The organism is Streptomyces sp. NPDC107528 (assembly GCF_055639295.1).
Genome location: NZ_JBVKAV010000007.1, coordinates 52,823 through 78,557, shown reverse-complemented (window position 1 = coordinate 78,557; position 25,735 = coordinate 52,823). Strand labels below are relative to the sequence as shown.

General features: G+C 70.4%; 24 protein-coding genes and 1 riboswitch. Of the genes, 20 read left to right on the top strand and 4 right to left on the bottom strand.

All coding sequences use genetic code 11. From position 1 onward, the window contains the following. Positions 1 to 34 precede the first annotated feature (34 nt). A riboswitch (FMN riboswitch) is annotated at positions 35 to 165 on the top strand. A gap of 146 nt (positions 166 to 311) precedes the next feature. From ACZ7L5_RS22740 to ACZ7L5_RS22700, 9 genes are all read left to right on the top strand, one after another. After that, on the top strand, positions 312 to 959 hold the full coding sequence (locus ACZ7L5_RS22740; protein ID WP_471518518.1) for a riboflavin synthase: 648 nt from the start codon (positions 312 to 314) through the stop codon (positions 957 to 959). Further along, entirely contained in the window at positions 956 to 1,597 is a 642-nt protein-coding gene (locus ACZ7L5_RS22735; RefSeq protein WP_471518517.1) for a nicotinamide mononucleotide transporter family protein, read from the top strand. The genes ACZ7L5_RS22740 and ACZ7L5_RS22735 overlap by 4 nt, the downstream gene beginning before the upstream one ends. Next, positions 1,594 to 2,961 carry a bifunctional 3,4-dihydroxy-2-butanone-4-phosphate synthase/GTP cyclohydrolase II gene (locus ACZ7L5_RS22730; protein ID WP_471518516.1) on the top strand — a complete coding sequence of 456 codons (1,368 nt, stop codon included), beginning with the start codon at positions 1,594 to 1,596 and terminating at the stop codon, positions 2,959 to 2,961. The genes ACZ7L5_RS22735 and ACZ7L5_RS22730 overlap by 4 nt, the downstream gene beginning before the upstream one ends. A gap of 25 nt (positions 2,962 to 2,986) precedes the next feature. After that, positions 2,987 to 3,472: a 6,7-dimethyl-8-ribityllumazine synthase gene (gene ribH, locus ACZ7L5_RS22725; RefSeq protein WP_328429037.1), complete on the top strand. Its 486-nt coding sequence runs from the start codon at positions 2,987 to 2,989 to the stop codon at positions 3,470 to 3,472. Between the two features lie 34 nt (positions 3,473 to 3,506). Next, a complete protein-coding gene (locus ACZ7L5_RS22720; RefSeq protein ID WP_030946750.1) occupies positions 3,507 to 3,779 on the top strand; it encodes a phosphoribosyl-ATP diphosphatase in 273 nt (90 codons plus the stop codon). A 49-nt stretch (positions 3,780 to 3,828) separates the two neighbouring features. Further along, entirely contained in the window at positions 3,829 to 4,677 is an 849-nt protein-coding gene (gene hisG / locus ACZ7L5_RS22715) for an ATP phosphoribosyltransferase (RefSeq protein WP_328882941.1), read from the top strand. A gap of 19 nt (positions 4,678 to 4,696) precedes the next feature. Continuing rightward, positions 4,697 to 5,155 carry a PH domain-containing protein gene (locus tag ACZ7L5_RS22710; RefSeq protein WP_471518515.1) on the top strand — a complete coding sequence of 153 codons (459 nt, stop codon included), beginning with the start codon at positions 4,697 to 4,699 and terminating at the stop codon, positions 5,153 to 5,155. Positions 5,156 to 5,374: 219 nt separating this feature from the next. Further along, entirely contained in the window at positions 5,375 to 6,700 is a 1,326-nt protein-coding gene (locus ACZ7L5_RS22705; RefSeq protein WP_383247174.1) for a hemolysin family protein, read from the top strand. Continuing rightward, on the top strand, positions 6,697 to 7,785 hold the full coding sequence (locus tag ACZ7L5_RS22700; protein ID WP_471518514.1) for a hemolysin family protein: 1,089 nt from the start codon (positions 6,697 to 6,699) through the stop codon (positions 7,783 to 7,785). The genes ACZ7L5_RS22705 and ACZ7L5_RS22700 overlap by 4 nt, the downstream gene beginning before the upstream one ends. A gap of 24 nt (positions 7,786 to 7,809) precedes the next feature. Here ACZ7L5_RS22700 and ACZ7L5_RS22695 read toward each other — a convergent pair whose 3' ends face one another. Both ACZ7L5_RS22695 and ACZ7L5_RS22690 read right to left on the bottom strand, forming a co-directional pair. Then, positions 7,810 to 9,675, bottom strand: coding sequence for an AAA family ATPase (locus tag ACZ7L5_RS22695; protein ID WP_467483798.1), 1,866 nt, complete (start codon positions 9,673 to 9,675; stop codon positions 7,810 to 7,812). 430 nt (positions 9,676 to 10,105) lie between these two features. Next, entirely contained in the window at positions 10,106 to 10,762 is a 657-nt protein-coding gene (locus tag ACZ7L5_RS22690; protein WP_471518827.1) for a uridine kinase family protein, read from the bottom strand. A 207-nt stretch (positions 10,763 to 10,969) separates the two neighbouring features. Between ACZ7L5_RS22690 and ACZ7L5_RS22685 the strand changes: the two genes are divergently transcribed. The 5 genes from ACZ7L5_RS22685 to ACZ7L5_RS22665 all read left to right on the top strand — a co-directional run bounded on the left by ACZ7L5_RS22685 (position 10,970) and on the right by ACZ7L5_RS22665 (position 16,127). Continuing rightward, positions 10,970 to 11,923, top strand: a complete 954-nt coding sequence (locus tag ACZ7L5_RS22685; protein WP_471018903.1) for a hypothetical protein — start codon at positions 10,970 to 10,972, stop codon at positions 11,921 to 11,923. A gap of 37 nt (positions 11,924 to 11,960) precedes the next feature. Further along, positions 11,961 to 13,502, top strand: a complete 1,542-nt coding sequence (locus ACZ7L5_RS22680; protein WP_406417507.1) for an amino acid permease — start codon at positions 11,961 to 11,963, stop codon at positions 13,500 to 13,502. Between the two features lie 252 nt (positions 13,503 to 13,754). After that, a complete protein-coding gene (locus ACZ7L5_RS22675) occupies positions 13,755 to 15,116 on the top strand; it encodes a peptidase C39 family protein (RefSeq protein WP_471518513.1) in 1,362 nt (453 codons plus the stop codon). Between the two features lie 63 nt (positions 15,117 to 15,179). After that, positions 15,180 to 15,320: an SCO1431 family membrane protein gene (locus ACZ7L5_RS22670; RefSeq protein WP_328429045.1), complete on the top strand. Its 141-nt coding sequence runs from the start codon at positions 15,180 to 15,182 to the stop codon at positions 15,318 to 15,320. Between the two features lie 147 nt (positions 15,321 to 15,467). Next, positions 15,468 to 16,127, top strand: a complete 660-nt coding sequence (locus tag ACZ7L5_RS22665) for a TetR/AcrR family transcriptional regulator (RefSeq protein ID WP_362381296.1) — start codon at positions 15,468 to 15,470, stop codon at positions 16,125 to 16,127. Positions 16,128 to 16,190: 63 nt separating this feature from the next. Here ACZ7L5_RS22665 and ACZ7L5_RS22660 read toward each other — a convergent pair whose 3' ends face one another. Continuing rightward, positions 16,191 to 17,432: a glycoside hydrolase family 18 protein gene (locus tag ACZ7L5_RS22660; protein ID WP_471518512.1), complete on the bottom strand. Its 1,242-nt coding sequence runs from the start codon at positions 17,430 to 17,432 to the stop codon at positions 16,191 to 16,193. Positions 17,433 to 17,770: 338 nt separating this feature from the next. Between ACZ7L5_RS22660 and ACZ7L5_RS22655 the strand changes: the two genes are divergently transcribed. The 3 genes from ACZ7L5_RS22655 (at position 17,771) to ACZ7L5_RS22645 (ending at position 21,513) form a co-directional block, all read left to right on the top strand. Further along, positions 17,771 to 18,943 (top strand): acyl-CoA dehydrogenase family protein, encoded by a 1,173-nt coding sequence (locus ACZ7L5_RS22655; RefSeq protein WP_328882952.1) that lies wholly within the window; start codon positions 17,771 to 17,773, stop codon positions 18,941 to 18,943. A gap of 350 nt (positions 18,944 to 19,293) precedes the next feature. After that, positions 19,294 to 20,397, top strand: coding sequence for an Rv3169 family protein (locus ACZ7L5_RS22650; protein ID WP_471518511.1), 1,104 nt, complete (start codon positions 19,294 to 19,296; stop codon positions 20,395 to 20,397). Between the two features lie 12 nt (positions 20,398 to 20,409). Beyond that, positions 20,410 to 21,513 carry a phosphotransferase family protein gene (locus ACZ7L5_RS22645; RefSeq protein ID WP_471518510.1) on the top strand — a complete coding sequence of 368 codons (1,104 nt, stop codon included), beginning with the start codon at positions 20,410 to 20,412 and terminating at the stop codon, positions 21,511 to 21,513. Positions 21,514 to 21,549: 36 nt separating this feature from the next. Here the strand turns inward: ACZ7L5_RS22645 and ACZ7L5_RS22640 are convergent, their stop codons facing one another. Next, positions 21,550 to 21,984, bottom strand: a complete 435-nt coding sequence (locus tag ACZ7L5_RS22640; RefSeq protein WP_362381302.1) for a hypothetical protein — start codon at positions 21,982 to 21,984, stop codon at positions 21,550 to 21,552. Between the two features lie 268 nt (positions 21,985 to 22,252). Between ACZ7L5_RS22640 and ACZ7L5_RS22635 the strand changes: the two genes are divergently transcribed. The 3 genes from ACZ7L5_RS22635 to ACZ7L5_RS22625 all read left to right on the top strand — a co-directional run bounded on the left by ACZ7L5_RS22635 (position 22,253) and on the right by ACZ7L5_RS22625 (position 25,717). Next, positions 22,253 to 22,693, top strand: a complete 441-nt coding sequence (locus ACZ7L5_RS22635; protein ID WP_328429053.1) for an Lrp/AsnC family transcriptional regulator — start codon at positions 22,253 to 22,255, stop codon at positions 22,691 to 22,693. Positions 22,694 to 22,739: 46 nt separating this feature from the next. Continuing rightward, positions 22,740 to 24,344, top strand: coding sequence for an amidohydrolase (locus ACZ7L5_RS22630; RefSeq protein ID WP_471518509.1), 1,605 nt, complete (start codon positions 22,740 to 22,742; stop codon positions 24,342 to 24,344). A gap of 557 nt (positions 24,345 to 24,901) precedes the next feature. Continuing rightward, entirely contained in the window at positions 24,902 to 25,717 is an 816-nt protein-coding gene (locus ACZ7L5_RS22625; RefSeq protein ID WP_471518508.1) for a polyprenol monophosphomannose synthase, read from the top strand. Positions 25,718 to 25,735: the final 18 nt, after the last annotated feature.

The window sequence follows — 25,735 nt, the reverse complement described above, 5'->3', positions numbered from 1 at the left end:
GATCAGGCGTGGCACACTGGCTCTGTACCAGTAGCAGCGCACTCCGGGGTCGGTGAAAGTCCGAACCGGCGGTTACAGTCCGCGACCCGGTCGCCTCCAGCGGCCGGTTGACCAGGTGAAATTCCTGGACCGACGGTTAAAGTCCGGATGGGAGGCAGTGCGCGGCGGGCGGGCATTCGTGCGCGCCGCCGTACCGGTTCGTCCTTGAGGCGAGCCCTGTCCGGCGTCGCCCTCGGTGTCTCTGCTCGTACATTCTGTCGTCATCGACAGCCCCGGAGTCCGTGCCCCGATGTGGCAGGAGGACCCGGGAAGTGTTCACCGGAATCGTCGAAGAGTTGGGCCAGGTCACGGCCGTCGAGACCCTCGACGACGCCTGTCGCTTCCGACTGCGTGGCCCCGTCGTCACCGAAGGCGCGAAGCACGGTGACTCCATCGCCGTCAACGGCGTCTGCCTCACGGTCGTCGACCACGAGGGCGACGAGTTCACCGCCGACGTCATGGCCGAGACCCTCAACCGCTCCAGCCTGGGCGTCCTCGCCGTCGGCTCCCGCGTCAACCTCGAACGCCCCACCGCCGTGGGTGACCGCCTCGGCGGCCACATCGTGCAGGGCCACGTCGACGGCACCGGCGAGGTGCTGGACCGCAAGCCCTCCGAGAACTGGGAGATCGTGAAGATCTCGCTCCCCGCGGACCTCTCCCGGTACGTCGTCGAGAAGGGCTCCATCACCGTCGACGGCATCAGCCTCACGGTCGTCGACGCCGGACCCGACTACTTCACCGTCAGCCTCATCCCCACCACCCTCGACCTGACCACGCTCGGCCTCAAGCAGCCCGGCGACCCGGTCAACCTCGAGGTCGACGTCATCGCCAAGTACGTCGAGCGGATGCTGGGCGACCGGGTCTCCTCCGACCAGGCCTCCGCCGGCCGCGGCTCCTCCGAAGGGGCGACGGCCAAGTGAACTCGCTGAACTCCGAGGCCTTCACCCTCTTCGGCCAGCACATCCTCTGGTCGGACATGGTCGGCAACCTCTTCGGCCTGGCCGCCCTCGCCCTCGGCTGGCGGCGCTCGATCTGGACCTGGCCCGTGCAGTTCCTGGCCGGCCTGATCCTCTTCGGCGCCTTCTACGGCCACCTCACCGGCAGCGCCGGCAAACAGGCCGTCGTCATGCTCGTCGCCCTGTTCGGCTGGTGGCAGTGGCAGCGCGGCAAGGGGCAGGGCGAGGACGGCCACATCGCCGTACGGTTCGCCACCTGGCGCGAGCGCGGGGTGATGGCCGCGGCGGCCGCCGCCGGTACCGTCGCGGTGGCCCTGCTCTTCAAGGCGTACCCGACCCTGTCCTGGGACCCCTGGCCCGACGCCTACATCTTCGTCGGCACCGTCGTCGCCATGTACGCGCAGGCGCGCGGCATGGTCGAGTTCTGGTTCGCCTGGCTGCTCGTCGACCTGGTCGGCGTGCCCCTGAACTTCGCCAACGGCTACGCCTTCTCCGGCTTCGTCTACGTCATCTACGGCGCACTCGTCCTGTGGGGCATGCGCGACTGGTGGCTGCGCTCCCGCAAGGAAGCGCGGCCCGTCCTGGAAGGAGCGCCGGCATGACCACGGCACCCGTTCTGCACAGCACCCACAAGGCCGAAGGCTTCGAGGACTGGTCGCTCGACCCCGTCGAGCAGGCCATCGCCGACATCGCCGCGGGCCGCCCGGTCGTGGTCGTCGACGACGAGGACCGGGAGAACGAGGGCGACCTCGTCATCGCCGCCGAACACGCGACCCCCGAGATCGTCGCCTTCATGATGAGCGAGTGCCGCGGCCTGATCTGCGCCCCCATGGAGCCCGAGGAGCTGGACCGGCTGGGGCTGCCGCAGATGGTCGAGGACAACACCGAGTCGATGAAGACCGCGTTCACGGTCTCCGTGGACGCCTCGGGCGCGCACGGCGTGACCACGGGCATCTCGGCCTCCGACCGGTCGACCACGCTCCAGCTCCTCGCGAGCGGCAAGGCGGAGCCGTCGGACCTCGTCCGCCCCGGCCACATCTTCCCGCTGCGCGCCAGGCCCGGCGGCGTCCTCGTCCGCAACGGCCATACCGAGGCCGCCGTCGACCTCGCCCGGCTCGCGGGGCTGCGCCCGGCCGGCGCCATCGTCGAGATCGCCGGCGAGGACGGCGAGATGCTGCGCCTGCCCGAGCTGATCCCGTTCGCCCGCAAGCACGGCTTGACGATCATCTCCATCGAGGACCTGATCGCCCACCTCCGGGGCGCCGAACTCCAAAAGCCGGCCGCGCAGGAGCCGGCCCGGGCCGAGCAGCGACCGGTGCCGGCCGAGCCCACCGTCCGCCGCGAGGCCGAGGTCCACCTGCCCACCGCGCACGGCACCTTCACGGCGTACGGCTACCGCTCCACCGTCGACGGCGTCGAGCACGTCGCCCTCGTCCACGGCGAGATCGGCGACGGCGAGGACGTCGTCGTCCGCGTCCACTCCGAGTGCCTCACCGGCGACGTCTTCCACTCCCTGCGCTGCGACTGCGGCCCCCAGCTGGAGGCGGCCCTGGAGCGCATCCAGGCCGAGGGCCGGGGCGTCGTCGTCTACCTGCGCGGACACGAGGGCCGGGGCATCGGCCTGATGTCGAAGCTGCGCGCCTACGAACTCCAGGAGCGCGGCCGCGACACCCTCGACGCCAACCTCGAACTCGGCCTGCCCGCCGACTCCCGCGACTACGGCGCCGGCGCACAGATCCTGGCCGACCTCGGTGTGCGCAGCGTGCGCCTGCTGACCAACAACCCCGACAAGTCCGACGCGCTCCTCGGGCACGGCCTCAAGGTCACCGAGCGCGAGCCGATGCCCGTACAGGCGGGCGAGCACAACCTGACGTACCTGCGCACCAAGCGCGACCGGATGGGACACGACCTGCCCTGGCTGGACCCGGCACCCGTGGCCCCCCTGACCACCTGCACCAACCAGTAGAAGCACACCGAGGAGACCTGAGAACGTGAGCGGCAAGGGCGCACCCGAACTGTCCGTACGCAATGTGGGCGACCTGCGGGTCGCGGTCATCGCGGCGCAGTGGCACGAGAAGGTGATGGACGGTCTGGTGGACGGCGCCCTGCGCGCCCTGCACGACCTGGGCATCGACGAGCCGACCCTGCTGAGGGTCCCCGGCAGCTGGGAACTCCCGGTCGTCGCCAAGGTCCTCGCGGGCCGCGGCTACGACGCGATCGTCGCCCTCGGCGTCGTCATCCGCGGCGGCACCCCCCACTTCGAGTACGTGTGCCAGGGCGTGACCCAGGGCCTGACGCAGGTGTCGGTCGAGACCGGTGTCCCTATCGGCTTCGGCGTGCTGACCTGCGACACCGAGGAACAGGCCCTGGACCGTGCCGGCATCGAGGGGTCCAACGAGGACAAGGGGCACGAGGCGGTGACGGCGGCCGTGGCGACCGCGGCGACCCTCCGCTCAGTATCTGAACCCTGGCACTGACGAAAGGCACATGTGGCATAGGCTGAGCGTCACCATGTCCAATAAGACGTTCGAGGAGCTCTTCACCGAGCTCCAGCACAAGGCAGCCCACGGCGACCCCGCCACTTCCCGCACCGCCGAGCTGGTCGGCAAGGGCGTCCATGCCATCGGCAAGAAGGTCGTCGAAGAGGCCGCCGAGGTCTGGATGGCCGCCGAGTACGAGGGCAAGGAAGCGGCCGCCGAGGAGATCTCGCAGCTGCTGTACCACGTCCAGGTGATGATGGTCGCCCGCGGCATCTCCCTGGACGACGTCTACGCCCACCTCTGAGCACCACCACCCCCGCACACCGCAAGAGCGAACGAAGGAAGCCGACCTCATGCTGCGCATCGCCGTCCCCAACAAGGGTTCCCTGTCCGGCCCTGCGGCGGAGATGCTGCATGAGGCCGGCTACCAGCAGCGCCGCGAGTCCAAGGAACTGCGGATCGTCGACCCGGTGAACGAGGTCGAGTTCTTCTACCTGCGCCCGCGCGACATCGCGATCTACGTGTCCTCCGGCAAGCTCGACATCGGCATCACCGGCCGCGATCTGCTGATCGACTCCGACGCGGACGCCGAGGAGATCCTGCCGCTCGGCTTCGCCCGCTCCACCTTCCGGTTCGCCGCCAAGCCCGGCACCGCGCACGGCATCGAGGACCTCAAGGGCAAGACGGTCGCCACCTCCTACGAGGGCATCGTCGCCGGCCACCTGGCCGAGCAGGGCATCGACGCCTCCGTCGTCCACCTCGACGGTGCCGTCGAGACCGCCATCGAACTCGGAGTCGCCGAGGTCATCGCCGACGTCGTCGAGACCGGTACCTCCCTGCGCAACGCGGGCCTGGAGGTCTTCGGCGAGCCCATCATGAAGTCCGAGGCCGTCGTCATCCGCCGCACCGGCGCGGACGCCGAGGAGACCAAGGTGCAGCAGTTCCTGCGCCGCCTGCAGGGCGTCCTGGTCGCGCGGACGTACGTGATGATGGACTACGACTGCCGCGTCGAGCAGCTGGAGAAGGCCGTCGCCCTCACCCCGGGCCTGGAGTCGCCGACCGTGTCGCCGCTGCACAACGAGGGCTGGGTCGCCGTCCGGGCGATGGTCCCGGCCAAGGAGGCCCAGCGGATCATGGACGACCTGTACGACATCGGGGCGCGGGCCATCCTGACCACGGCCATCCACGCCTGCCGCCTCTGAGTCGAGGGGCCGTACACCGATGTCTTCCGAACTGCCCACCCTGCCCGTCACGTTCCGGCCGGGTCGCACCCGGGCCGTCCTGCTCACCGCCGGCACCGCGATCTTCGTCGTCATCACGGCGGTCGCGCTGCTGCTGGAGAAGCTCGGCCCGGGGGAGCGGCTCAGCTTCGTCTTCACCGGCGCGCTGATGTTCGGCGTACTGGCCATGCTGGCGCGCGTGAAGGTCGTCGCCGACGAGTCCGGCGTCACCGTGGTGAACATCGCCACCAGGCGCCGTCTGGAGTGGGCCGAGATCGTTCAGGTGAACCTCCGCCCCGGCGACCCCTGGGTTTTCCTCAACCTCAGCGACGGCACCAGCCTGCCCGCGCTCGGCATCCAGCCGGGCATCGCCAAGCAGCGCGCCATCGCCGACGCACGCACCCTGCGGGCGCTCGCCGAGGCCCGCTCCATCAGGGATCCCGAGGAGCAGCAGGGCTGAGAGGGGCCCCAAGGGCTGACTCGGGGGCATTCCCCCTGCCGTAAATCGCGATGTCTTGATTAATCTGTTGGCGGAGGCGTTTCTATGACGCCTCCGCCTTTGGTGGTCCAACCGGCCATCAGATCCCCTGCTACCCGAGGAGTGATTCCCTCCAGCGATGGACGGATCGTCCTGTAGTACCTGCGCCGCCCCCTCCCGACATACCGGGGCGGCGGCATCATGAGCATCCCCTTGCTGCTTCTCGCAGCCGCGTTCCTCCTGATTCTCGCCAACGGCTTCTTCGTGGCCGCCGAGTTCGGCCTGGTCACGGTCGAGGCGACGGACGCCGAGAAGGCCGCCGCGGAAGGCGACCGACGGGCCCACCGGGTCGTCGAGTCGCTCAAGGAACTGTCCTTCCAGCTCTCCGGCACCCAGCTCGGCATCACCATCACCTCCCTGGTTGTCGGCATGCTCGCCGAACCGGCGCTCGCGGAGCTGCTGGGCGGCCCCTTCTCCGCGATAGGCATTCCCGAGGGCGCGGTGCCCGGTGTGGCCGTGGTCGTCGGCATGCTGCTGGCCTCGGCCGTGCAGATGGTGATCGGCGAGCTCGTGCCGAAGAACTGGGCGGTGTCCCGGCCGATGCAGGTCGCGCGCTTCGTCGCCGGCCCACAGCACGCCTTCGCGACTCTGTTCCGCCCGGTGATCGCCGGCCTGAACTCCGTCGCCAACCGCCTCGTCCGCGCGCTCGGCATCGAGCCCGCCGAGGAGCTGGCGTCCGCCCGCACGCCGGGGGAGCTGGTCTCCCTGGCACGGCACTCCGCGCAGGCCGGCGCCCTGGAACAGGACACCGCCGACCTCTTCGTACGGACCCTGTCGCTCGCCGAACTCACCGCGCAGCACGTCATGACCCCGCGCGTGAAGGTCAGCGCGCTGCAGTCGTCGGCGACCGCCGAGGACGTGGTGAACCTGACCCGCGCCACCGGTCTGTCGCGCTTCCCGGTCTACCGGGAGAAGATCGACGAGATCGTCGGCATGGTCCATCTGAAGGACGCCCTGGCGATCCGTTCGAGTGATCGTCTGCGCACCCCGGTCGGCCGCATCGCCCGCCCGGCGCTGCTGGTCCCCGAGACCCTCCCGGTCCAGCCCCTCCTCGCCCAGCTGCGCAGCGAGCAGCCCATCGCGGTCGTCGTCGACGAGTACGGCGGCACGGCCGGGGTGGTCACGCTTGAGGACATCGTCGAGGAACTCGTCGGTGAGGTCCGTGACGAGCACGACGGCCAGGACCTGCCCGAACTCGCCGCCGCTCCGCCGGAGGACGGCCGCCCCGCCTGGGACGCCGACGGCAGCTGCCGGGTCGACATCCTCCTGCGCATAGGACTCGACGTGCCCGAGGGCCCGTACGAGACCGTCGCCGGGCTGGTCGCCGACCTGCTCGGGCGCATCCCGGCCGTCGGCGACAAGGCGGAACTGCCGGGCTGGCGGCTGTCGGTGCGCCGGGTCGGCCACTACCGCGCCGAGCGCGTCCGGCTGGTCCGGACCGGTGCCGTGGTGGAGGTCGCCCGATGAGCGTGCTCCAACTCCTCTTCGCCGCGTTGCTCGTGCTCGCCAACGGATTCTTCGTCGGCGCCGAGTTCGCCCTCGTCTCGGTCCGCCGCAGCCAGATCGAACCGCTGGGCACGGCACGGGCCCGCCAGGTGCTGTACGGCCTGGAGCGGCTGCCGCAGATGATGGCGGCGGCGCAGTTCGGCATCACCGTCTGCTCACTGACGCTGGGCGCGGTCGCCGAACCGACGGTGGCGCACCTGCTGACGCCGGTCTTCGAATGGATCCACCTGCCGCACGGCCTGATCCATCCGCTCACCTATGTCATCGCGCTCGCCGCGGTGGTCTTCTTCCACCTGGTCATCGGCGAGATGCTGCCGAAGAACCTGGCCATGGCGGCGCCGGAGAAGGTCGCGCTGTGGCTCAGCCCCGGCCTGGTCTGGTTCGCCCGCTTCTGCAAGCCGATCACCGTGGCCCTCGGCGCCGTGTCGCATGCCATCCTGCGGCTCTTCCGCGTCGACCCGAAGGACGAGGTCGAGGCGGTGTTCACGAGCGAGCAGCTGAACCGGCTCGTCGAGGACTCCGGCCAGGCGGGCCTGCTCGACCCCGAGGAGCAGGAACGTTTGGAGGACGCCCTGGAGCTGGGTTCCCGCCCGGTGACGGACGTCCTACTGACGCGTGAGTCCCTGGTGACCGTCAGCCCGTCGGTCACCCCCGGCCAGATCGTCGCCCTCACCGCCCGCACCGGTTACTCCCGCTTCCCGGTCGCGGCGGAGAACGGCGCCTTCATGGGCTACCTGCACGTGAAGGACGTACTGGACCTGGAGGAGTCGCAGCGCGCGGTGCCGCAGCAGGTGTGGCACCCGATGACGACGCTGCGCTCCGAACTGCCCCTGGACGACGCCCTCACGGTGATGCGCCGCGCCGCGACGCACCTCGCCCAGGTGGCCGACGCGTCCGGCAAGGTGCTGGGGCTCGTCGCGCTGGAGGACGTACTGGAACTCCTGGTCGGCGAGGTACGGGACCCAGCGCACCGGGAGCTGCCGGAGGTACGGGTGACGGCGCCGCGGGTGAACACCGGGGAGCCGGAAGAGGCACTGGCCGGCTAATCGCGCACCGGCTCGCGGGATCCGTCACATGGCCGACGGATCCTGCGGGCCCCTTCCCGACAGAACCTCTCCGTACGCCTGCATCAGATCAGGCAGCCGCAGCGTCGACAGGTCGTCCCTCGTCAAGGCTCCCGGATAGGTCGACAACCGCAGATCCCGGTACGCACAGCTCTTCTCGTACAGCGTCCGCAGGAACCGCCCGTTGCCCAGCTCGTCGATCCACCCCTGATCGACCACATGCCCGGCGATGGAGCGCAGCTCGTCCAGCGCCTCCTCGTCCCACACGTCCCCGTTCTCCGCGGCGAGCACCTCGCCGATCGAGGTCAGTTCGAGGGGACGGTACGAAGGGAAGTCCACACGGGTCGTGAAGCGCGAGGACAGACCGGGGTTCGCGGCCAGCAGCCGGTCCATGCCCTCGGGATAGCCGGCGAGGATCACCACCAGGTGGTCCCGGTTGTCCTCGGCCCGCTTCAGCAGCACCTGGAGGGCCTCGTCGCCGTACGCGTCGCCCTTGCCGTAGCCGGAGTTGGAGAGGGAGTAGGCCTCGTCGACGAAGAGGACCCCGCCGAGCGCGGAGTCGATGAGTTCGTTGGCCTTGACGGCGGTCTGGCCCAGATACTCGCCGACCAGGTCGGCCCGCTGGGCCTCCACGAGATGGTCGCCGCCGAGGAGCCCGAGGGCGTAGAAGACGCGGCCCAGAATGCGGGCGACCGTGGTCTTGCCGGTGCCGGAGGGGCCGGAGAAGACGAAGTGCCGTTTGGGCGGCTGCACCGGCAGACCCTGCCCGGTGCGCAGCCGGGCCATGTTCAACTGGGCGGACAGCGCCTTGACCTGGCGTTTCACGGGCTCCAGCCCGACCATGCGCTCGAGCTCGGCGAGCGCCTCCTCGAGTAACTGGGGGTCGGTGGGCCCGGCGGGCAGCTGATGCGCCGGTACGGCCGTCTTCTCGCGCACCGCCGGGTCGACCACCGACGGCAGCGGACCGGTCGGCGGCAGATCGGGGTCCGACAGCTTCAGGTCCCGTCCCTCGAAGCCGAAGATCGGGTCGAGTCCGTCGGGTCCGTCGCCCAGGTCCGGGCCGATCCCGGTGAGGGTGATCGCCGCGAGGTCGGCCGGGTCGTCGTATCCGTCGCCCTCGGCGATGGCTGCGAGCCGGGCCGACGTGTCCATGAAGGCGGGGTCGACGCGGTGCACGGCACGATAGAGCGGGAGAGCGGCGGCGGACCGGCCCGTGCCCTCGTGCGCGCGGGCCAGCCAGTACCGCAGCTCCTTGCGCTGCGGCTGCTCGCTGCGGCACCTCATCAGCGCGGCCGACAGCAGCGGCTCGGCCTGCCCGTACATCTCCAGCCGGACCCGCGCCATGCCGCCGAACAGACCTGCCTCGATGCCTAGCATCGTGTCGTCGAGCAGTGGGTCGGTGTGCCGGACGAGCTGGTCCCAGTCCTTGACCAGATAGGCGCGGCAGGCGTGCAGGAAGCGGACCTGGTGATCGGTGTCCACGGGCGGCAGCCCGGCCAGCGCCCGGTCCAGCTCCGGGACGTGCCGGCCGTCCAGCCAGTGCGAGGCGTGCGCCAGCAGCAGATCGCGCGGGCTCTCCAGCACCGGCTGCACCCACCAGCCAAGCCAGTACCAGGAGTTGATGCTCCGCCGATGCCGCGCGCGCTGTTCCCCGAAGCGGTCCCGGTGCCGGAACATCCGCAGCAGCGCGGTCGTCGTGTCGACGCGCAGCGCGTGCAGACCGAGCCAGCCGTCGGCCATCCCGGGATCGATCCGTACCGCGGTGCGGAACTCCTCCTCCGCCTGCGGATAGGCCCCCATCGTGTAGGCGTCCACACCTCGCAACCAGGCGAGGTCGGCCGGAGCCTCGGGGCCCCGCGTGCCGAAGTCCATCACGTCCCCCACAAACCGTGCCCCCGTCGGTTGGCCGACCGCTCGTCCGTCGGCCGCCGTGGTCGAACCGCCGTGCCGCGGACCGGAGTTGCAACGGTGCGCAGAGCAGCCGTCCGTAGGTCGCACCGATGGCATCGTACCTGCGAGGGTGTCGCCCGCCCCAGGGTGCCGCACCGGCCGTTTGGCGAGGTGGGGGCAGATCGGGCGGAGCGCGCTCGGTGACCGAGGGTGAGCGAATCGCGCCTCTCGGCGCCCGAAAAGTGGAGTGAGCGCAGAACGAAGCCCCCGATCACGGGGGAACAACCGGGGGCTTCGCGTCTGCGGGGCGGCCTCGAATGACCGCACATTCAGAACGTAAGTCCTGTACGGCCCCCGGGTCAAGCAGAGTTGAGGCACTCCGCGAACTTGCCCAGAAGGGCTCTTCACAAGTTCAGCACATTGCCGATGGGTCATCACCCTGTGTGATGGCGTGGTCCGGTCCATTGGTCCCGGCAGGCCCACGAACCACCGCATATCCCTTCCCGCACTGCAGAACCAGAAGGTCGGCGAAGGGTCTGGACGGGTCCTCGGTGAAGTGCTTTCGCTCCGCCCCGACCCACCCGTCCCAGAACTCCCGCTGCTCCTCCCCGTCCCGCGCGCGGCCCCTCGCCCAGGACTCCTCGCGCGGCAGTTCCATCCAGAGCAGTTGGGCGAGATACGGGCGCAGCGCTCGGCGGCCGGCGCCGACACCCTCGACGAGCATCACCGGAGCGGGCGGCAGTGCGCGGGGCGGTCCGAAGCGGCGGGCCCGCCAGTCGTAGGGCGTGCAGTGGGCGGTCCCACCCTGTGCGAGCGGTTCGATGACCTGGCTCAGCAGTCGCTCGGTCCACTCGAACAACTCGTCGTGGCTCGCGATGTCGTCGAGGCGCAGTACCGGGGCGTCGCCGAGTGCCCGGGCCAACTGCCCGGCGAACGTGGACTTTCCGGAGCCGGCGTGTCCGTCGACGGCGATCAGGCGGACCGGGCCGCAGGACGGGGGGAGACGGCGGAGCCGGGTGGCGAGGTCGTGAATCGTTTTTCCTGAAGTGAGACGGGGCGGTGGGCATATTTCGTTGGAACATTCTAGTAGCGGGTGAAAGCGGATGCAGAGACGGGATGAGAAAAGGTGTCGCTTTGAACTAGCCGGCGGATGTCCACAATGCCGCCGAAAAACTCAAGCCACCACACTGAAATCTGCGTTCCGGTTGAGCCGCACGCTGAGTAAGGTGCCTGGTGTGCAACTGTGAGGCGCCGTAACGGGGATGGGCTGGGACAGATGGCCGCGGGGTTATTCGAGGGGCAGTATGTGTGGCATCCGGCGGCCGACGACCGCGTGCTCGCGAGCGTATGCGTCGATGTCCGGGCCGGGCGGTATCTGAGCGCCCGCGATGCCCTGACCGAAACGCGCGGTCACTTCGCCCTGCGGGCCCATCGCTCCCTCGTGCTCGCCTCGGAGGCCGCCGACTCCGATCTCGTCGAGCGCTGGCTCGCCGAGGAACCGGGACCCGAGGCGGCGCTGCTGTGGGCGCGGGTGGCGGTGCTGCGGGCGCTGCGCGCGGCCGACGTGCGTGACCCGCGCACCGAGGCGCTGGAGCGGATAGCGCTGGCGGCCTGCGACCGGGCCGCGACGGCGGATCCCGACGATCCCACGCCCTGGGTGGCCAAGCTGGCCATGGCCCGGCTCCACCGGCTGCGCGACCGGGCGCCCCGCGGACTGCTCACCGCCCCGCCCGGGCCGTGGCGCCTGTTCGCGCACATCCTCTCCATCGACCCCTGGCACCGCGAGGCCCACCACCGCTTTCTGGCCTGCTTCTTCACCCGGTACGGCGGCTCCGTGACCGCCGCCTGGGACGTCGCCGCCTTTCTCGGCCAGCGGGCGCCCGTCGACTCGCCGCTGAGGCTGTTGCCGCTGGTCGCCCTGGTGGAGTGCTACGACCCGACCCAGCTGCTCGCCGACCGGGTCTGGGAACAGCCGCAGTGGCGCACGACCGCCCTGGCGATCCACCACCACTGGCTGCCGACGGTGACCGACTACCCCTTCACGCCGGTCCTCGACCTGGCCTATCTCGCGCATGCCCTGGTCATGGCCCGGCACGAGGAGGAGGCACGCGCCGCCTTCACGGCGATGGGGCCGTACGCCTCGCGCATGCCCTGGTCCGTCTTCGGCGACCCGGCCGAGCAGCTGTCCCGGGCGCGCCGCGCCTGCGGCCTGCTGGTGCCGGGCGCCTGACGAACCGCAACCCCCCACCAAGAGAAAGGTCCGGCCCGTGTCAGAACGGATGACGGCCCCGCGTGCCCGAGCGCGCGGGGGAGCCGATCCGAGCGCGCTCGACGACGACGCGACCCTGCATGCGATGGGTTATCCGAGAAAACTCACCCGCCGCTTTCAGGCGTTCGACAATTTCGCCATCTCATTCACCATCATCAACATAATCTCGGGAATCTTCTCGGGTTTCGGTTTCGGTCTGAACGCGGGCGGTCCGAGCGTTCTCGTCTTCGGCTGGATAGGCGTCTCCGTCATGGTGCTCTTCGTGGGAGCAGCAATGGCGGAAGTCGCCTCCGCCTATCCGACGAGCGGCGCTTTGTATTTCTCCGCCGGAAAGCTCGCCAAACGGCACAAGGGCGCCTGGTCCTGGTACACCGGCTGGCTGAACTTCGTCGGCCAGGTCGGCGGCACGGCCGCCACCGGGTACGCCGCCGCGACCTTCATCCAGGCGTTCATCGCCCTGCAGTGGCCCTCCTACGAGCCGTCGGGTCACCGGACGGTGCTGATCACAGCGCTGATCATCGTGCTCCAGGGGCTCGCCAACACCTACACCGTGCACCTGGTGGCCGTGCTGAACCGGATCTCCGTGTGGTGGCTGCTGATCGGGCTGGTCGTCATCGTCAGCGCTTTGATCGTCATGCCCGATCATCATCAGTCGGCTTCGTTCGTCACGCATTTCGCGAACAACACCGGTTTCACGAGCGGCCTTTACGGCGGGATGCTCGGTCTGCTGGTCACGAGCTGGACCTTCACCGGCTTCGACGGCAGCTTCCACATGTCCGAGGAAACGGTCCGGGCGACGGTCAATGCCCCGCGGGGCATCACGCGGGCGATCGCGTACTCGGCGATTGCGGGACTGCTGCTGATGCTCGCATTGGTCTACAGCATTCGTGACTACGACCGCGTGGCGAGCGCCGACGCACCGCCCGTGCAGATCCTGATCGACGGGCTCGGAGTGGGCACCGCCAAGGTGCTGCTGCTGATCGTGATCGGCGCGATGCTCTTCTGCGGCCTCGCCAATCTCACCAGCAACACCCGGCAGATCTTCGCCTTCTCCCGGGACGGCGCGATGCCCGGCTCCCGATGGTGGCACTCGGTCTCGCCGCGCACCCGCACCCCCGTCAAGGCGGTGTGGCTCGCCGTCGCCTGCTCGCTGGCGCTCGTGCTGCCCGGCTGGTGGTCGCACACGGCGTTCACGGCCATCGTCAGCGTCAACGTCGTCGGCCTGTTCCTCGCGTACGCCGTCCCGATCCTGCTCCGGCTGCGCCTCGGTGACGAGTTCCAGCCGGGGCCGTGGCACCTGGGCCGCTGGGGACGGCCGGTCGGGGTGGTGGCAGTGACCTGGATCCTGCTCAGCAGCGTCCTGTTCATGCTGCCGCACGCCTCGCCGGTCACCGCCGACACCTTCAATTACGCACCGGTCGCGCTGGCCGGTGTCCTGGCGGTGGCCACGGTGTGGTGGTTCGCCTCGGCCCGCCGCCGCTTCCACGGCCCGGTCAGCTACGGCCGCCCCGACGAGGTCGCCGCCATGGACCTCGTCTGACGATTCGTCACCCCTCCCGGCGTACGCCACCGCAGTGGCGTACGCCGGGACCCCCCGCTCGCTCATCCCACCCCGCGCGCAGGGCGGTTGGAGGGCCGGGAACCGCCCTCAGGACATGCCACTGGTCGACACCAATATTGGTGGGGCGCGCCAGGCGCCAAGTGCTGGCAGACGAAGGCGCCCGCGGTCATAGTGGGCGGACAACCGTGCACCGGACCCGCCCGACTCGGACACCTGGGGGTTCTTCCGCCCATGAGCAGAGCCGAACAGCCGTCCCGCAGAATCGTTCTGGCAGCCGCGGTCGCCGCAGCCGTCACCGGCAGCGCGGGCCAGGCGGTCGCAGCCGCCCGCCCCGGGGTCAAGGACCCTGCCTCCGCCCCGGCCCGCACCGTCGACAACCGCGCTTGGACCACGTACGCCGACTGGCGCAGCGGCGCGGCCCGGGGTACGCGTGCCGTCGCCGGCGCCCGCCCCGGCATCGTGATCGCCAAGCCCGCCGGCAGCACCGACTACACGGACCCGCACACCGGCAGGACCGCCCGCTGGGAGTACGCGACCTGGACGTCCCCCGTCCACCGGCTCACCGTCCCCGCGACCGAGGCGATCGCCTCCTGGAACGCGCACACCCCCGACGGCAGCTGGCTGCAGATCGAACTGCAGGGGACGTACTCGGACGGCGGCGCCACCCCCTGGTACGTGCTGGGGCGCTGGGCCGCCGGCGACCAGGACATCCGGCGGACCTCGGTCGACGACCAGAGCGACGGCAAGAGCAGCGTGTGGACGGACACGTTCGCCATCGACGACCCGGCCACCGGGCTGCGCCTGGCCTCCTACCGGCTGCGGCTGACCCTCTACCGCAAGCCCGGCACGAAGATCACCCCCAAGGTCTGGCGGGCCGGCGCGATGGGCTCCGACGTCCCCGACCGCTTCACCGTCCCGGCCTCCACACCCGGCCGGGCCCGGGAGCTGACCGTTCCGCGCTACTCGCAGGAGATCCACATCGGCCAGTACCCCGAGTACGACAACGGCGGTGAGGCCTGGTGCAGCCCCACCTCCTCGCAGATGATCGTCGAGTACTGGGGCGGCCGGCTCACCCAGGAGCAGCTGGCCTGGGTCGACCCGGCGTTCGCCGACCCCCAGGTCTGCCACGCGGCCCGGTTCACCTTCGACTACCAGTACGACGGCTGCGGGAACTGGCCGTTCAACGCCGCCTACGCGGCCACGTTCAAGGACATGCAGGGCGTCGTCACCCGGCTCGGCTCGCTCGCCGAACTGGAGAGGCTGATCGCGGCCGGCATCCCGGCCATAACGTCCCAGTCCTTCCTGAAGCAGGAGCTGACCGGAGCCGGGTACGGCACGGCCGGGCATCTGATGACCGTCGTCGGCTTCACCGCCGACGGCGACGTGATCGCCAACGACCCGAACTCGCCGAGCAACGAGGCGGTGCGGCGCGTCTACAAGCGGCGCGAGTGGGAGAACATCTGGCTGCGGACCAAGCGGTACAACGCCGACGGCAAGGTCGTCTCCGGCACCGGCGGCGTGTGTTACCTCTACTTCCCGGCGCGTCCCACCCTGCGCCAGCGCGCGGCGCTCGCGGCGGCGGGGGTGCGCTGAGGGGCCCTCGGCTGTGACCAACCTCTCCGCCGCACATGCCGGTCGCGGTGGCAGGGTGGGCGTATGACCGCGCACTCAGCCACCGCCACCCGCGTCCGTACCGGCGGCCCGAAGGAAGACGGCCCGAAGATCCTCGAGCACGTCATGGGCTGGACCCTCGTGGTGGTCGTCGCGATGCTGGTCACGCAGCTCGGTCTGCTGTGACTTGACACACACGGGCCTCTTTGACCGGACATTTGGCGACTCTGCTGCAGAGCGGCTCCATCAGAGTCGATCAGAATCGAACGAGCGGCTGGTGTCCCTCTGCCATACTGCGGATGTCCTGCCGCCCGTTGGATAACAGGGTCGAAATTGAATATCAGTCAACAGCGCGACGCGGCCCGCCCCCGGGCCCGCGGCACCGAGCGCTCGATGGCGCGCCGTGCCGAACTCATCGTCATCGGGCGGAAGCTGTTCGCCGACACGTCGTACGACGCGCTCTCCATGGACGACATCGCCCGGCAGGCCCATGTCGCCAAGGGGCTCATCTACTACTACTTCCAGTCCAAGCGTGGCTACTACCTCGCGATCATCGAGGACTCCGTCGCCGACCTGGTCACCTTCGCCGCGAGCGGCCTCGAACTTCAGCCGGTGGACCGCGTCCACCGCACCATCGACAGCTACCTCCGCTACGCCGAGCACAACCAGGCCTCCTACCGCACCATCGTGAGCGGCGGCGTCGGCTTCGACACCGAGGTGCATGCCATCCGGGACGGTGTCCGCGAGGCGATCGTGGCGACCCTGTCCGAGGGCGCGTACGGCCGTACCGACATCGCCCCGCTCGCCCGGATGGGCCTGCTCGCATGGGTGTGCAGCGTCGAGGGCGCCACCCTCGACTGGATCGACCGCCCCGAGCTGCCCCGCGACACCATGCGCGAACTGCTGGTGAAGACGCTGGGCGGCGCCATGCGTGCCATCGAGGAGATGGACCCCGCCTACCCGGCACCGGAGCCGGCCCGCCGCGACGGCTGACCCGGGCCACGACAAGGGGCGGAGGTCTCGTGGACCTCCGCCCCTCGCCCCCCGTGCGACCGGCTAGTTGATCGCCTTGATCAGCTCACCGCCCGTCGTGTCCCCGCTCAGCTCCCAGAAGAACGTCCCGCCGAGCCCCTGCTGGTTCTTGTACGTCATCTTCGCCGCGATGGTCGCGGGGGTGTCGTAACTCCACCAGTTGTTCCCGCACTTGGCGTACGCGGTGCCGCCCACGGTCCCGGTCGCCGGGCACTTGGTCTTGAGGACCTTGTAGTCCTCGATGCCCGCCTCGTAGGTGCCTGCGGCCGCCCCGGTCGCCGTGCCGCCCGGCGCCGACTGCGTGACGCCGGTCCAGCCGCGGCCGTAGAAGCCGATGCCGAGCAGCAGCTTGGACGACGGGATGCCGAGGCCCTTGAGCTTGGCGATGGTCGCCGAGGTGTGGAAGCCGGCCTTCGGGATGCCCGAGTAGGAGTTCAGCGCGGAGTGCGGAGCCGTCGGACCGGTCGCGTCCCAGGCCCCGAAGAAGTCGTACGTCATCGGGTTGTACCAGTCGACGTACTGCGCCGCACCCGCGTAGTTCGCCGCGTCGATCTTGCCGCCGCTCGTCGCGTCGGCCGTGATCGCCGCGGTGACCAGGTTGCCGGAGCCGAACTTGGCGCGCACCGCCGACATCAGGTTCTTGAACGACTCCCGGCCGCTGGTGTCACAGGTGGCGCCGCAGGCATTCGGGTACTCCCAGTCGATGTCGATGCCGTCGAAGACATCGGCCCACTTGGAGTTCTCGACCAGGTCGTAGCAGGACTGGGCGAACGCGGCGGGGTTGCGGGCCGCCTCGCCGAAGCCGTTCGACCAGGTCCAGCCGCCGAAGGACCACAGGACCTTCAGGCCCGGGTGCTTCTTCTTGAGTTCGCGCAGCTGGTTGAAGTTGCCGCGCAGCGGCTGGTCCCAGGTGTCGGCGACGCCGTCCACGGACTCGGCCGCGGTGTAGGTGCGTTCGGTCGCGGCGTAGTTGTCGCCCATCGCGCACTTGCCGCCGGTGACATTGCCGAACGCGTAGTTGATGTGGGTCAGTTTGGCCGCGGAGCCGGACGTCTCGATGTTCTTGACGTAGTACTTGCGGTCGTACGTGCCCCATTCGGTGAAGTAGCCGATGACCTTGGAGCCGGCGGCCAGTCGCGGCGCCGAGGGGGCGGGTTCCGCCGTGGCGGTGCCGGCGCCGGCGAGCAGCCCGGCGCCGAGGACGGCCGCGCAAGCGGCGGACACGAGCGCCCGGAACCGGACGCGGGGGCGGTGCGAAGTGTGCATCGGGATGTCTCCTCCGTGGGGGAGAGGGGAGCTGTGCCGATTGGCATGAACGCGATGATGTGAACCGCTCCGCCAAGGTAGGAGGACTAGACCAGTACGTCAATGGTTCGGACCAATTTCGGTGCCGCGGATAACTTGCTGGATACTTCTTGGAGTGAGCGGTCGTTAACCGGTGACCGGTTGCCTCCGATCGGGCATACTCACAGCGCACAGCCGCTGTTCAGCAGCTTCCGAGACCCGGAAATTGCGAGCATCGGACCGGCACCAGTGAGACCCGGCGGAGCCGCCCCACCCAAGGCGTACGTCCGCCGACGTGCCCGACAGGGAGGATCGTCGACATGCCCGACCGCGCCCCGCAGCCGGTGGACCGTCAACTGCCCACGGACGAGGCCCGGGATCTGATCTCGCTCGTCCGCGACATCGCGCAGCGTGAGATCGCCCCGAAGGCGGCCGAGGAGGAGGACGCCGGACTCTTCCCGCGCGAGGTCTTCACCCTGCTCTCGGAATCGGGACTGCTCGGCCTGCCCTACGACGTCGAGTACGGCGGCGGCGACCAGCCGTACGAGGTCTACCTCCAGGTCCTCGAGGAGCTCGCCGCGGCCCGCCTCACCGTCGGCCTCGGTGCCAGCGTGCACACCCTGGCCTCCTACTCCCTGGCCGCCTACGGCACCAAGAAGCAGCAGGTCGAGCACCTGCCCGCGATGCTCGGCGGCGGACTGCTCGGCGCGTACTGCCTGTCGGAACCGGCGTCGGGATCGGACGCCGCCTCGCTGCGCACCAAGGCGGTGCGCGATGGCGACGACTGGGTGATCACCGGCACCAAGGCCTGGATCACGCACGGCGGCATCGCCGACTTCTACACGGTCCTGGCGCGCACCGGCGAGGACGGCCCGCGCGGGATCACCGCCTTCCTCGTGCCCGGTGACGCGCAGGGGCTGAGCGCGGCGGCGCCCGAGAAGAAGATGGGGATGAAGGGCTCGCCCACGGCCCAGGTCCACTTCGACGGGGTCCGGGTCGGCGACGAGCGGCGCATCGGTGACGAGGGCCAGGGTTTCGCGATCGCCCTGTCCGCGCTGGACTCCGGACGGCTCGGCATCGCGGCCTGCGCGATCGGCGTCGCTCAGGCGGCGCTCGACGAGGCGGTGACGTACGCGACCGAGCGCCGGCAGTTCGGCAAGCCGATCGCCGACTTCCAGGGCCTGCGCTTCATGATCGCCGACATGGCGACGCAGATCGAGGCCGGCCGCGCACTGTACCTGGCGGCGGCGCGGCTGCGTGACGCCGGCCGGCCGTTCTCCAAGCTGGCGGCCATGGCCAAGCTGCACTGCACCGACACGGCGATGAAGGTCACCACCGACGCCGTCCAGATCCTCGGCGGATACGGCTACACCGCGGACTTCCCGGCCGAGCGGTACATGCGCGAGGCCAAGGTCCTGCAGATCGTCGAGGGCACCAACCAGATTCAGCGGATGGTCATCGCCCGTCACCTAGCAGGTCCCGAGGGACGCTGAACTGACCGCGCTTGACCTGCGGCGCCGCGAGCCGGATCCACTCCGGGTCGTGGCGCCCGGGCAGGGTGCGGCCGCGGTCGGCCCAGGTGCGCATCAACTCGCGGTAGATGGGCGGATCCGGCTGCTGCGGAGGCGCCGGCGCAAGCGTTCCTGCGGGCCGCGGCACGAAGATGCGGCGCTGCGGTCCGGTCGCCGAATAGGTGGGGGGCATACCAGGGCAACGCGGAGGTGGGCGGACAAGTCACCGCTCGCTGAAATCGGGCGTGAGTTCACGGACGTCCGGCTCGCTCTCTGGCCACGTACGGCTGTCTGACGTACCGTCAGCCCAGCCGCCGCCAGGGAGGTCAGCCATGGCCGACGACCACCGTCCCGTACCGCTCGACGAGTACCCGGTGCACCAGGTTCCGCTGTCCATGAGGTACGTCGCGACCAGCGACCGCAACGCCTACGACCGCTGCATCTTCCACGTCCTCGACCACGAGGGGCGTGCCCTGCTCATCCTCGGCCTCGGGGTCTATCCGAACGCCGGCGTGATCGACGCCTACGCGACCCTGCGGGTGGGCGACACGCTGCACGCGGTGCGGGCCTCGGACGCCCTCGGCGAGGACCGCATGCGGCTCGCCGTCGGACCGCTGCGCATCGAGGTCGTGGAGCCGCTGCGACGTCTTCGACTGACCTGCGACGACGACGAGTTGTCGTACGACATCACGTGGACCGCCGAGTTCCCCGCCCTCTGGGAACCGCACCACCTCCAACGCCGCGGCGACCGGCTCACACTCGAAGGGCGTCGCTTCGTGCAGGCGGGCGGCGTGCAGGGGGTCGTGCGCGCGGGTGGTGCGGAGTTCCGTGTCGCGCCCGCCGAGTGGACCGGCACCCGCGACCGCAGCTGGGGGGTGCGCCCCATGCCCGGCGAGGAGGGCGGGCGGTTCGCCGAGGAGCATCCGACCGAGGGCTTCCACTGGATCTGGTGCCCGGTGCGCTTCGAGGACCGGTTCCTGATGGTGATCGTGCAGGAGGACGCCGACGGACATCGCTCGCTGAGTGACGCGACGATGGTCCGACCCGGCCACCGCGACCGCCAACTGGGCTGGCCCCAGGCCGAGATCAGCTACCGGTCGGGCACCCGCCAGCCGGAACGCGCCCTCATCCACCTCGGCGACATCCGCAAGCCACAGGAGCTCGAGGTGGAGGTCCTGGCCTCCTCCCCGCTCGCCGTCGGCGCCGGCTACCCGCCCGCGGACGACTGGCAGCACGGCATGTGGCGCGGGCGCGGATGGACCGACCGGCACACCTACGACCTCACCGAGGCCCACCCGTTGGCCGCGTACGGCGTCACCGACCACGCCGCGCGCTTCCGGCTGGACGACCGGGTCGGCCACGGCATCTTCGAGCACGGCTCGTTCGGACGGCACGACCCGAGCGGGTTCGCGGACTTCAAGTCGGTCGCACCGTAGGGGGTTTGCAGCATGGCAGCCACGACACCCCGGCCCCGCCCGCGCACCACCACCCGCGACCCGGAGGAGGTCGCCCGCCGTCTCACCGCCTGGCTCGGCACCCGACTGCCGGGGGCCAAGGCGGTCGGCATCAGGGTTCCCGAGTCCAACGGCATGTCCAGCGAGACGCTGCTCTTCGACATCGAGCACGCGGAGACGCCGGCGCGCGCCTGCGCGTTGCGGCTCGCGGCGGACCCGGCGGCGTACACCGTCTTCCCGGTGTACGACATGCCGCGCCAGTACCGGACCTTGCGCGTCGTGGCCGAGCACACGGATCTGCCGGTGCCGAAGGCGCTGTGGCTGGAGGAGGACCCCGGTCCGCTGGGAGCGCCCTTCTTCGTCATGGAGCGCGTCGAAGGCCGCGTGCCGCCGGACGTCATGCCGTACACCTACGAGGGCAACTGGCTGCATGCCGCGAGCGACGAGGAGCGTGAGCGGCTGGAGGGGGCCACCATCGGGCTCCTGGCCCGGCTGCACGATCAAGTCCCACCGCAGAACGCAGAGTTCCTCACCCTCCCGGGTGAGGGCGACACACTGCGGCGGCATGTCGCGGCCCAACGCGGCTACTACGAATGGGTGGTTGACGGACTCGCCCGCTCACCTCTCATCGAGGACGCCTTCGACCGCCTGGAGGACCTCTGGCCGAGCGATCCGGGCGCACCCGTGCTCAACTGGGGTGACGCGCGCATCGGAAACGTCATCTACGACGGGTTCGAGCCCGCTGCCGTCCTCGACTGGGAGATGGCGGCACTCGCCCCGCGCGAGGTCGACCTCGGCTGGACCGTCTATCTGCACCGCTTCTTCCAGGACCTGACGGTCGCCTTCGGACAGCGCGGGCTGCCCGGCTTCCTGCGCCGCGACCGCGTCGAGGCCCGCTACGCCGACCTCACCGGTCACACACCACGCGACATGGACTTCCACACGCTGTACGCGGCTCTGCGGCACGCCGTCGTCATGCTGCGGATCGCCTACCGCCAGGCCTACTTCGGCGAAGTCGCCGTCCCGGCGGACCCGGACACACTGATCCTGCACCACGGCAGCCTGCGAGCCATGGTGCAGGGCAGCTACTGGGATTGAGCGATGCGGCGGTGGCGCCGCGCGAGGCGGGCGCGCTCAGGCGGCCTGGCGCCGCATGTCCGGGACCCTGATGGGACGCGAGCCCGGGCCGCCGACGTGCGAGAAGGGCTGGGTCCGCCAGTCAAGCCCCTGAGGGAGCGTCAACAGCAGGGCGGTGTCCTGCTCGTGGGGCTCCTCCGACTCGTCCGCGGAGCGGGCCTCGGCCGCCCTGCGGCCCGTACCGGCGCAGACCGTGAGGCCGAACGGATTCCACGGAGAGGCGCACAGCGCGTGCTCCGGCAGAACCTCCTCGTCCGCCAGCAGGGCGATGGGCTGCGCGCAGTCCGGGCAGATGACCCGGTACATCTCGAACGTGTCGTACGCGTCGAGTTCGTCGTCGAAGGCGTCGGGTTCGACGCCCTCCGGAGCGGGCTCGTCGACCGGCTGGAGCCGCTTGGGTGCGGTACGACCAGGGCGCTTAAGACTCTGCATTGGGTTCTCCCCCTCGAGCTGGGCCGTGAAGGCACTGCGGCCTCGACCACAGCAAGCACTTCCCGTCCGGTCTCGGCGGTAATCACGAGAACATCACGGAGCCTGTTCGAGGCCTGTGGTGTTCGTCACATGCCGCTCGCAGGTGCCCGTGGCGGCCGGTTTGTCCCTCAGTCGGCTCACAGCAGCCTCTCGGAGACATCACAAACCGGGCATGACCTGGGCCGCTCAGGTATCCGGGGAGATCAGCCGCACTGTAGGTTCTTGCGCCATGGAGGAGCTGGACCGACAAATCGTGCAGCTGCTCGTCAAAGACGGGCGGATGAGCTACACCGACCTGGGCAAGGCCACGGGCCTGTCCACGTCTGCCGTGCACCAGCGGGTGCGCCGGCTCGAGCAGCGCGGCGTCATCCGTGGCTACGCCGCGGTCGTGGACTCCGAGGCGGTGGGACTGCCCATGACCGCGTTCATCTCGGTGAAACCGTTCGACCCCAGCGCCCCCGACGACATCGCGGACCGGCTGGCGGGAGTTCCCGAGATCGAGGCCTGTCACAGTGTCGCCGGTGACGAGAACTACATCCTGAAGGTCCGTGTGGCCACGCCGCACGAGCTGGAGGAACTGCTGGCCCGGCTGCGGTCGCTGGCGGGGGTTTCGACCCGGACCACCGTGGTGTTGTCCACGCCCTATGAGGCCCGGCCGCCCAAGATCTAGTGCCCGGTGTCCGGGGCGGTCCCGGTGAGGCGCGAGACTGTTCTCCATGAGTGAGCGCAGCGCCGAACCGAAGACCGTCCTTCTCCGCCGCGGAGAAGTCCACAGCCCCGCCGACCCCTTCGCCACCGCGATGGTCGTCGAGCGCGGGCAGGTCGCCTGGGTCGGCTCCGAGGGTGCCGCCGATGCCTTCACGGACGGCGTGGACGAGGTCGTCGATCTGGACGGTGCTCTGGTCACGCCCGCGTTCACCGATGCGCATGTGCACACCACCGCCACGGGCCTCGCCCTCACCGGCCTCGACCTGTCCGGCGCTCCTTCCCTGGAGGCGGCGCTCGCCCTCGTACGGGACTTCGCCGCAGCCCGGCCGAGCGACCGCGTCCTGCTCGGTCACGGCTGGGACGCCTCGCGCTGGCCCGGCGGGCGGCCGCCGACGCGTGCCGAGCTCGACGCGGCCACCGGTGGCCGCCCCCTGTACCTCTCCCGCATCGACGTCCACTCGGCGGTCGTCACCACGGCCCTGCTGGACCTGACGCCCGGCGACGTCGGCGCGGCGGACGCCCCGCTCGTCGCCGGCGCCCATCACGCCGTACGCGCCACCGCGCTGGGCGCCGTCACCCCCGCCCAGCGCATCGAGGCCCAGCGCGCCGCCCTCGCCCACGCCACCTCCCTCGGCATCGGCACCGTCCACGAGTGCGCCGGGCCGGACATCTCCTCCGAGGACGACTTCACCGGCCTGCTCCGGCTCGCCGCCGAGGAAGCCGGCCCGCGGGTCGTCGGCTACTGGGCGGAGCAGGACGTCGACAAGGCGCGCGAGCTGGGCGCGATCGGCGCGGCCGGTGACCTGTTCGTCGACGGCGCCCTCGGCTCCCACACCGCCTGTCTGCACCAGCCGTACGCCGACGCCGCCCACACCGGCACCGCCTACCTGGACGCGGCCGCCGTCGCCGCCCACGTCGCCGCCTGCACCGAGGCCGGCCTCCAGGCGGGCTTCCACGCGATCGGCGACGCCGCCGTGACCGCGGTCGTCGAGGGCGTCCGCGCCGCAGCCGAGAAGCTCGGGCTCGCCCGCATCCGCGCCGCCCGTCACCGCGTCGAGCACGCCGAGATGCTCAGCCCCGACACCATCGCGGCCTTCGCCGAGCTGGGCCTGACCGCCTCGGTGCAGCCCGCCTTCGATGCGCTGTGGGGCGGCGAGGAGGGCATGTACGCCCAGCGCCTGGGCGCCGAACGCGCCCGCTCACTGAACCCCTTCGCGGCCCTGCTGCGCGCCGGCGTACCCCTCGCCTTCGGCTCCGACAGCCCCGTCACGCCCCTCGACCCCTGGGGCACGGTCCGCGCGGCCGCGTTCCATCACACGCCCGAGCACCAGGTGTCCGTGCGTGCCGCGTTCACGGCGCACACGCGCGGCGGCTGGCGGGCGGTCGGGCGCGACGACGCGGGGGTGCTGGTGCCGGGCGCCCCCGCCGACTACGCCGTGTGGCGCACCGACGAACTGGTGGTCCAGGCCCCCGACGACCGGGTCGCGCGCTGGTCCACCGACCCCCGCTCCGGCACCCCCGGCCTGCCCGACCTGACCCCCGGCCGGGAACTCCCCACCTGCCTGAGCACCGTCGTGGGCGGACGAACGGTCTTCGTACGGCCGGGCGAGTGATCTCCCGGGGTGGCGCGAACCGGATCGATCCGCTCCACCCCGTCGCGCGACCTGGGCATCCTCTGCGCTGACCAGGGAATTGGGCGCATTTTCGCAGGTCAAACGGCTGTTGACAGGCGGAGGCCCGAGGCCGGTAGGTTCGGCCGAGTCCACCACCGGACGCCCGACCGGGGAACCGCGGAACTTCCGGGAACCCGTCGCAACGCCGCTGGGTCAGGGACGGTGTGCCGTACCGGGGCACCGTCACTGGGAGCCAGGCTCAGTGTCCGCGCGGCGACGACGGAACGTTCCGGCCGGTCGGGGAGGTGTGACCCGGGTGGGGCCCGGGCGCTCAGTAGACAACGGCTTTCGGTCGACCCGCAGCCAGCGGGTCCCAGGTCGGCCCGAAGGGCGCCGGGCCCCCATCCGCAGGAGGCGTACCCCGGCGTACCGACGCGCAAAATCTCATGCTTACCCAGCTCTTGCGCAATCGACACCGCCATACGAACGTGCTGTCACGTCAGCGCAGGCCGCGCCCACTATGGTGGACGTCTGCGTACGGATGTGAAGGGGCAGCAGTGAACGACGGCGACGGGACCCTCGCGGCTCATGACCGGGGGAAGCGGTTCGGGCCGCTCGGCACGGCGTTGGTGATCATTCCGACCTACAACGAGGCGGAGAACATCAAGAGCATCGTCGGCCGGGTCCGCAAGGCGGTTCCTGAGGCGCACGTGCTCGTGGCCGACGACAACAGCCCCGACGGCACCGGCAAGCTCGCGGACGAACTGGCCGCCGAGGACGACCACGTCCAGGTCCTGCACCGCAAGGGCAAGGAGGGCCTCGGCGCCGCGTATCTCGCGGGCTTCCACTGGGGCATGGAGAACGGCTACGGCGTCCTGGTCGAGATGGATGCCGACGGCTCCCACCAGCCCGAGGAACTGCCCCGACTGCTGACCGCCCTCAAGGGTGCCGACCTGGTCCTCGGCTCCCGCTGGGTGCCAGGCGGCCGGGTCGTGAACTGGCCCAAGTCCCGCGAGTTCATCTCCCGCGGCGGCAGCCTCTACTCCCGGGTCGCCCTGGACCTGCCCCTGCGTGACATCACCGGCGGCTACCGGGCCTTCCGCCGCGAGACCCTCGAGGGTCTCGGCCTCGACGACGTCGCCTCCCAGGGCTACTGCTTCCAGGTCGACCTCGCCCGGCGCGCGGTCAAGGCCGGCTTCCATGTCGTCGAGGTGCCGATCACCTTCGTCGAGCGCGAGCTCGGTGACTCGAAGATGAGCCGGGACATTCTGGTCGAGGCGCTCTGGCGGGTCACGTCATGGGGCGCCCGGGAGCGGGTGGGCAAGCTGCTGGACCGCTCGAAGTCGTCGCCGCCGCCGTCGCGACCGTCGTAGCGGCCGTCGGTCCGCTTA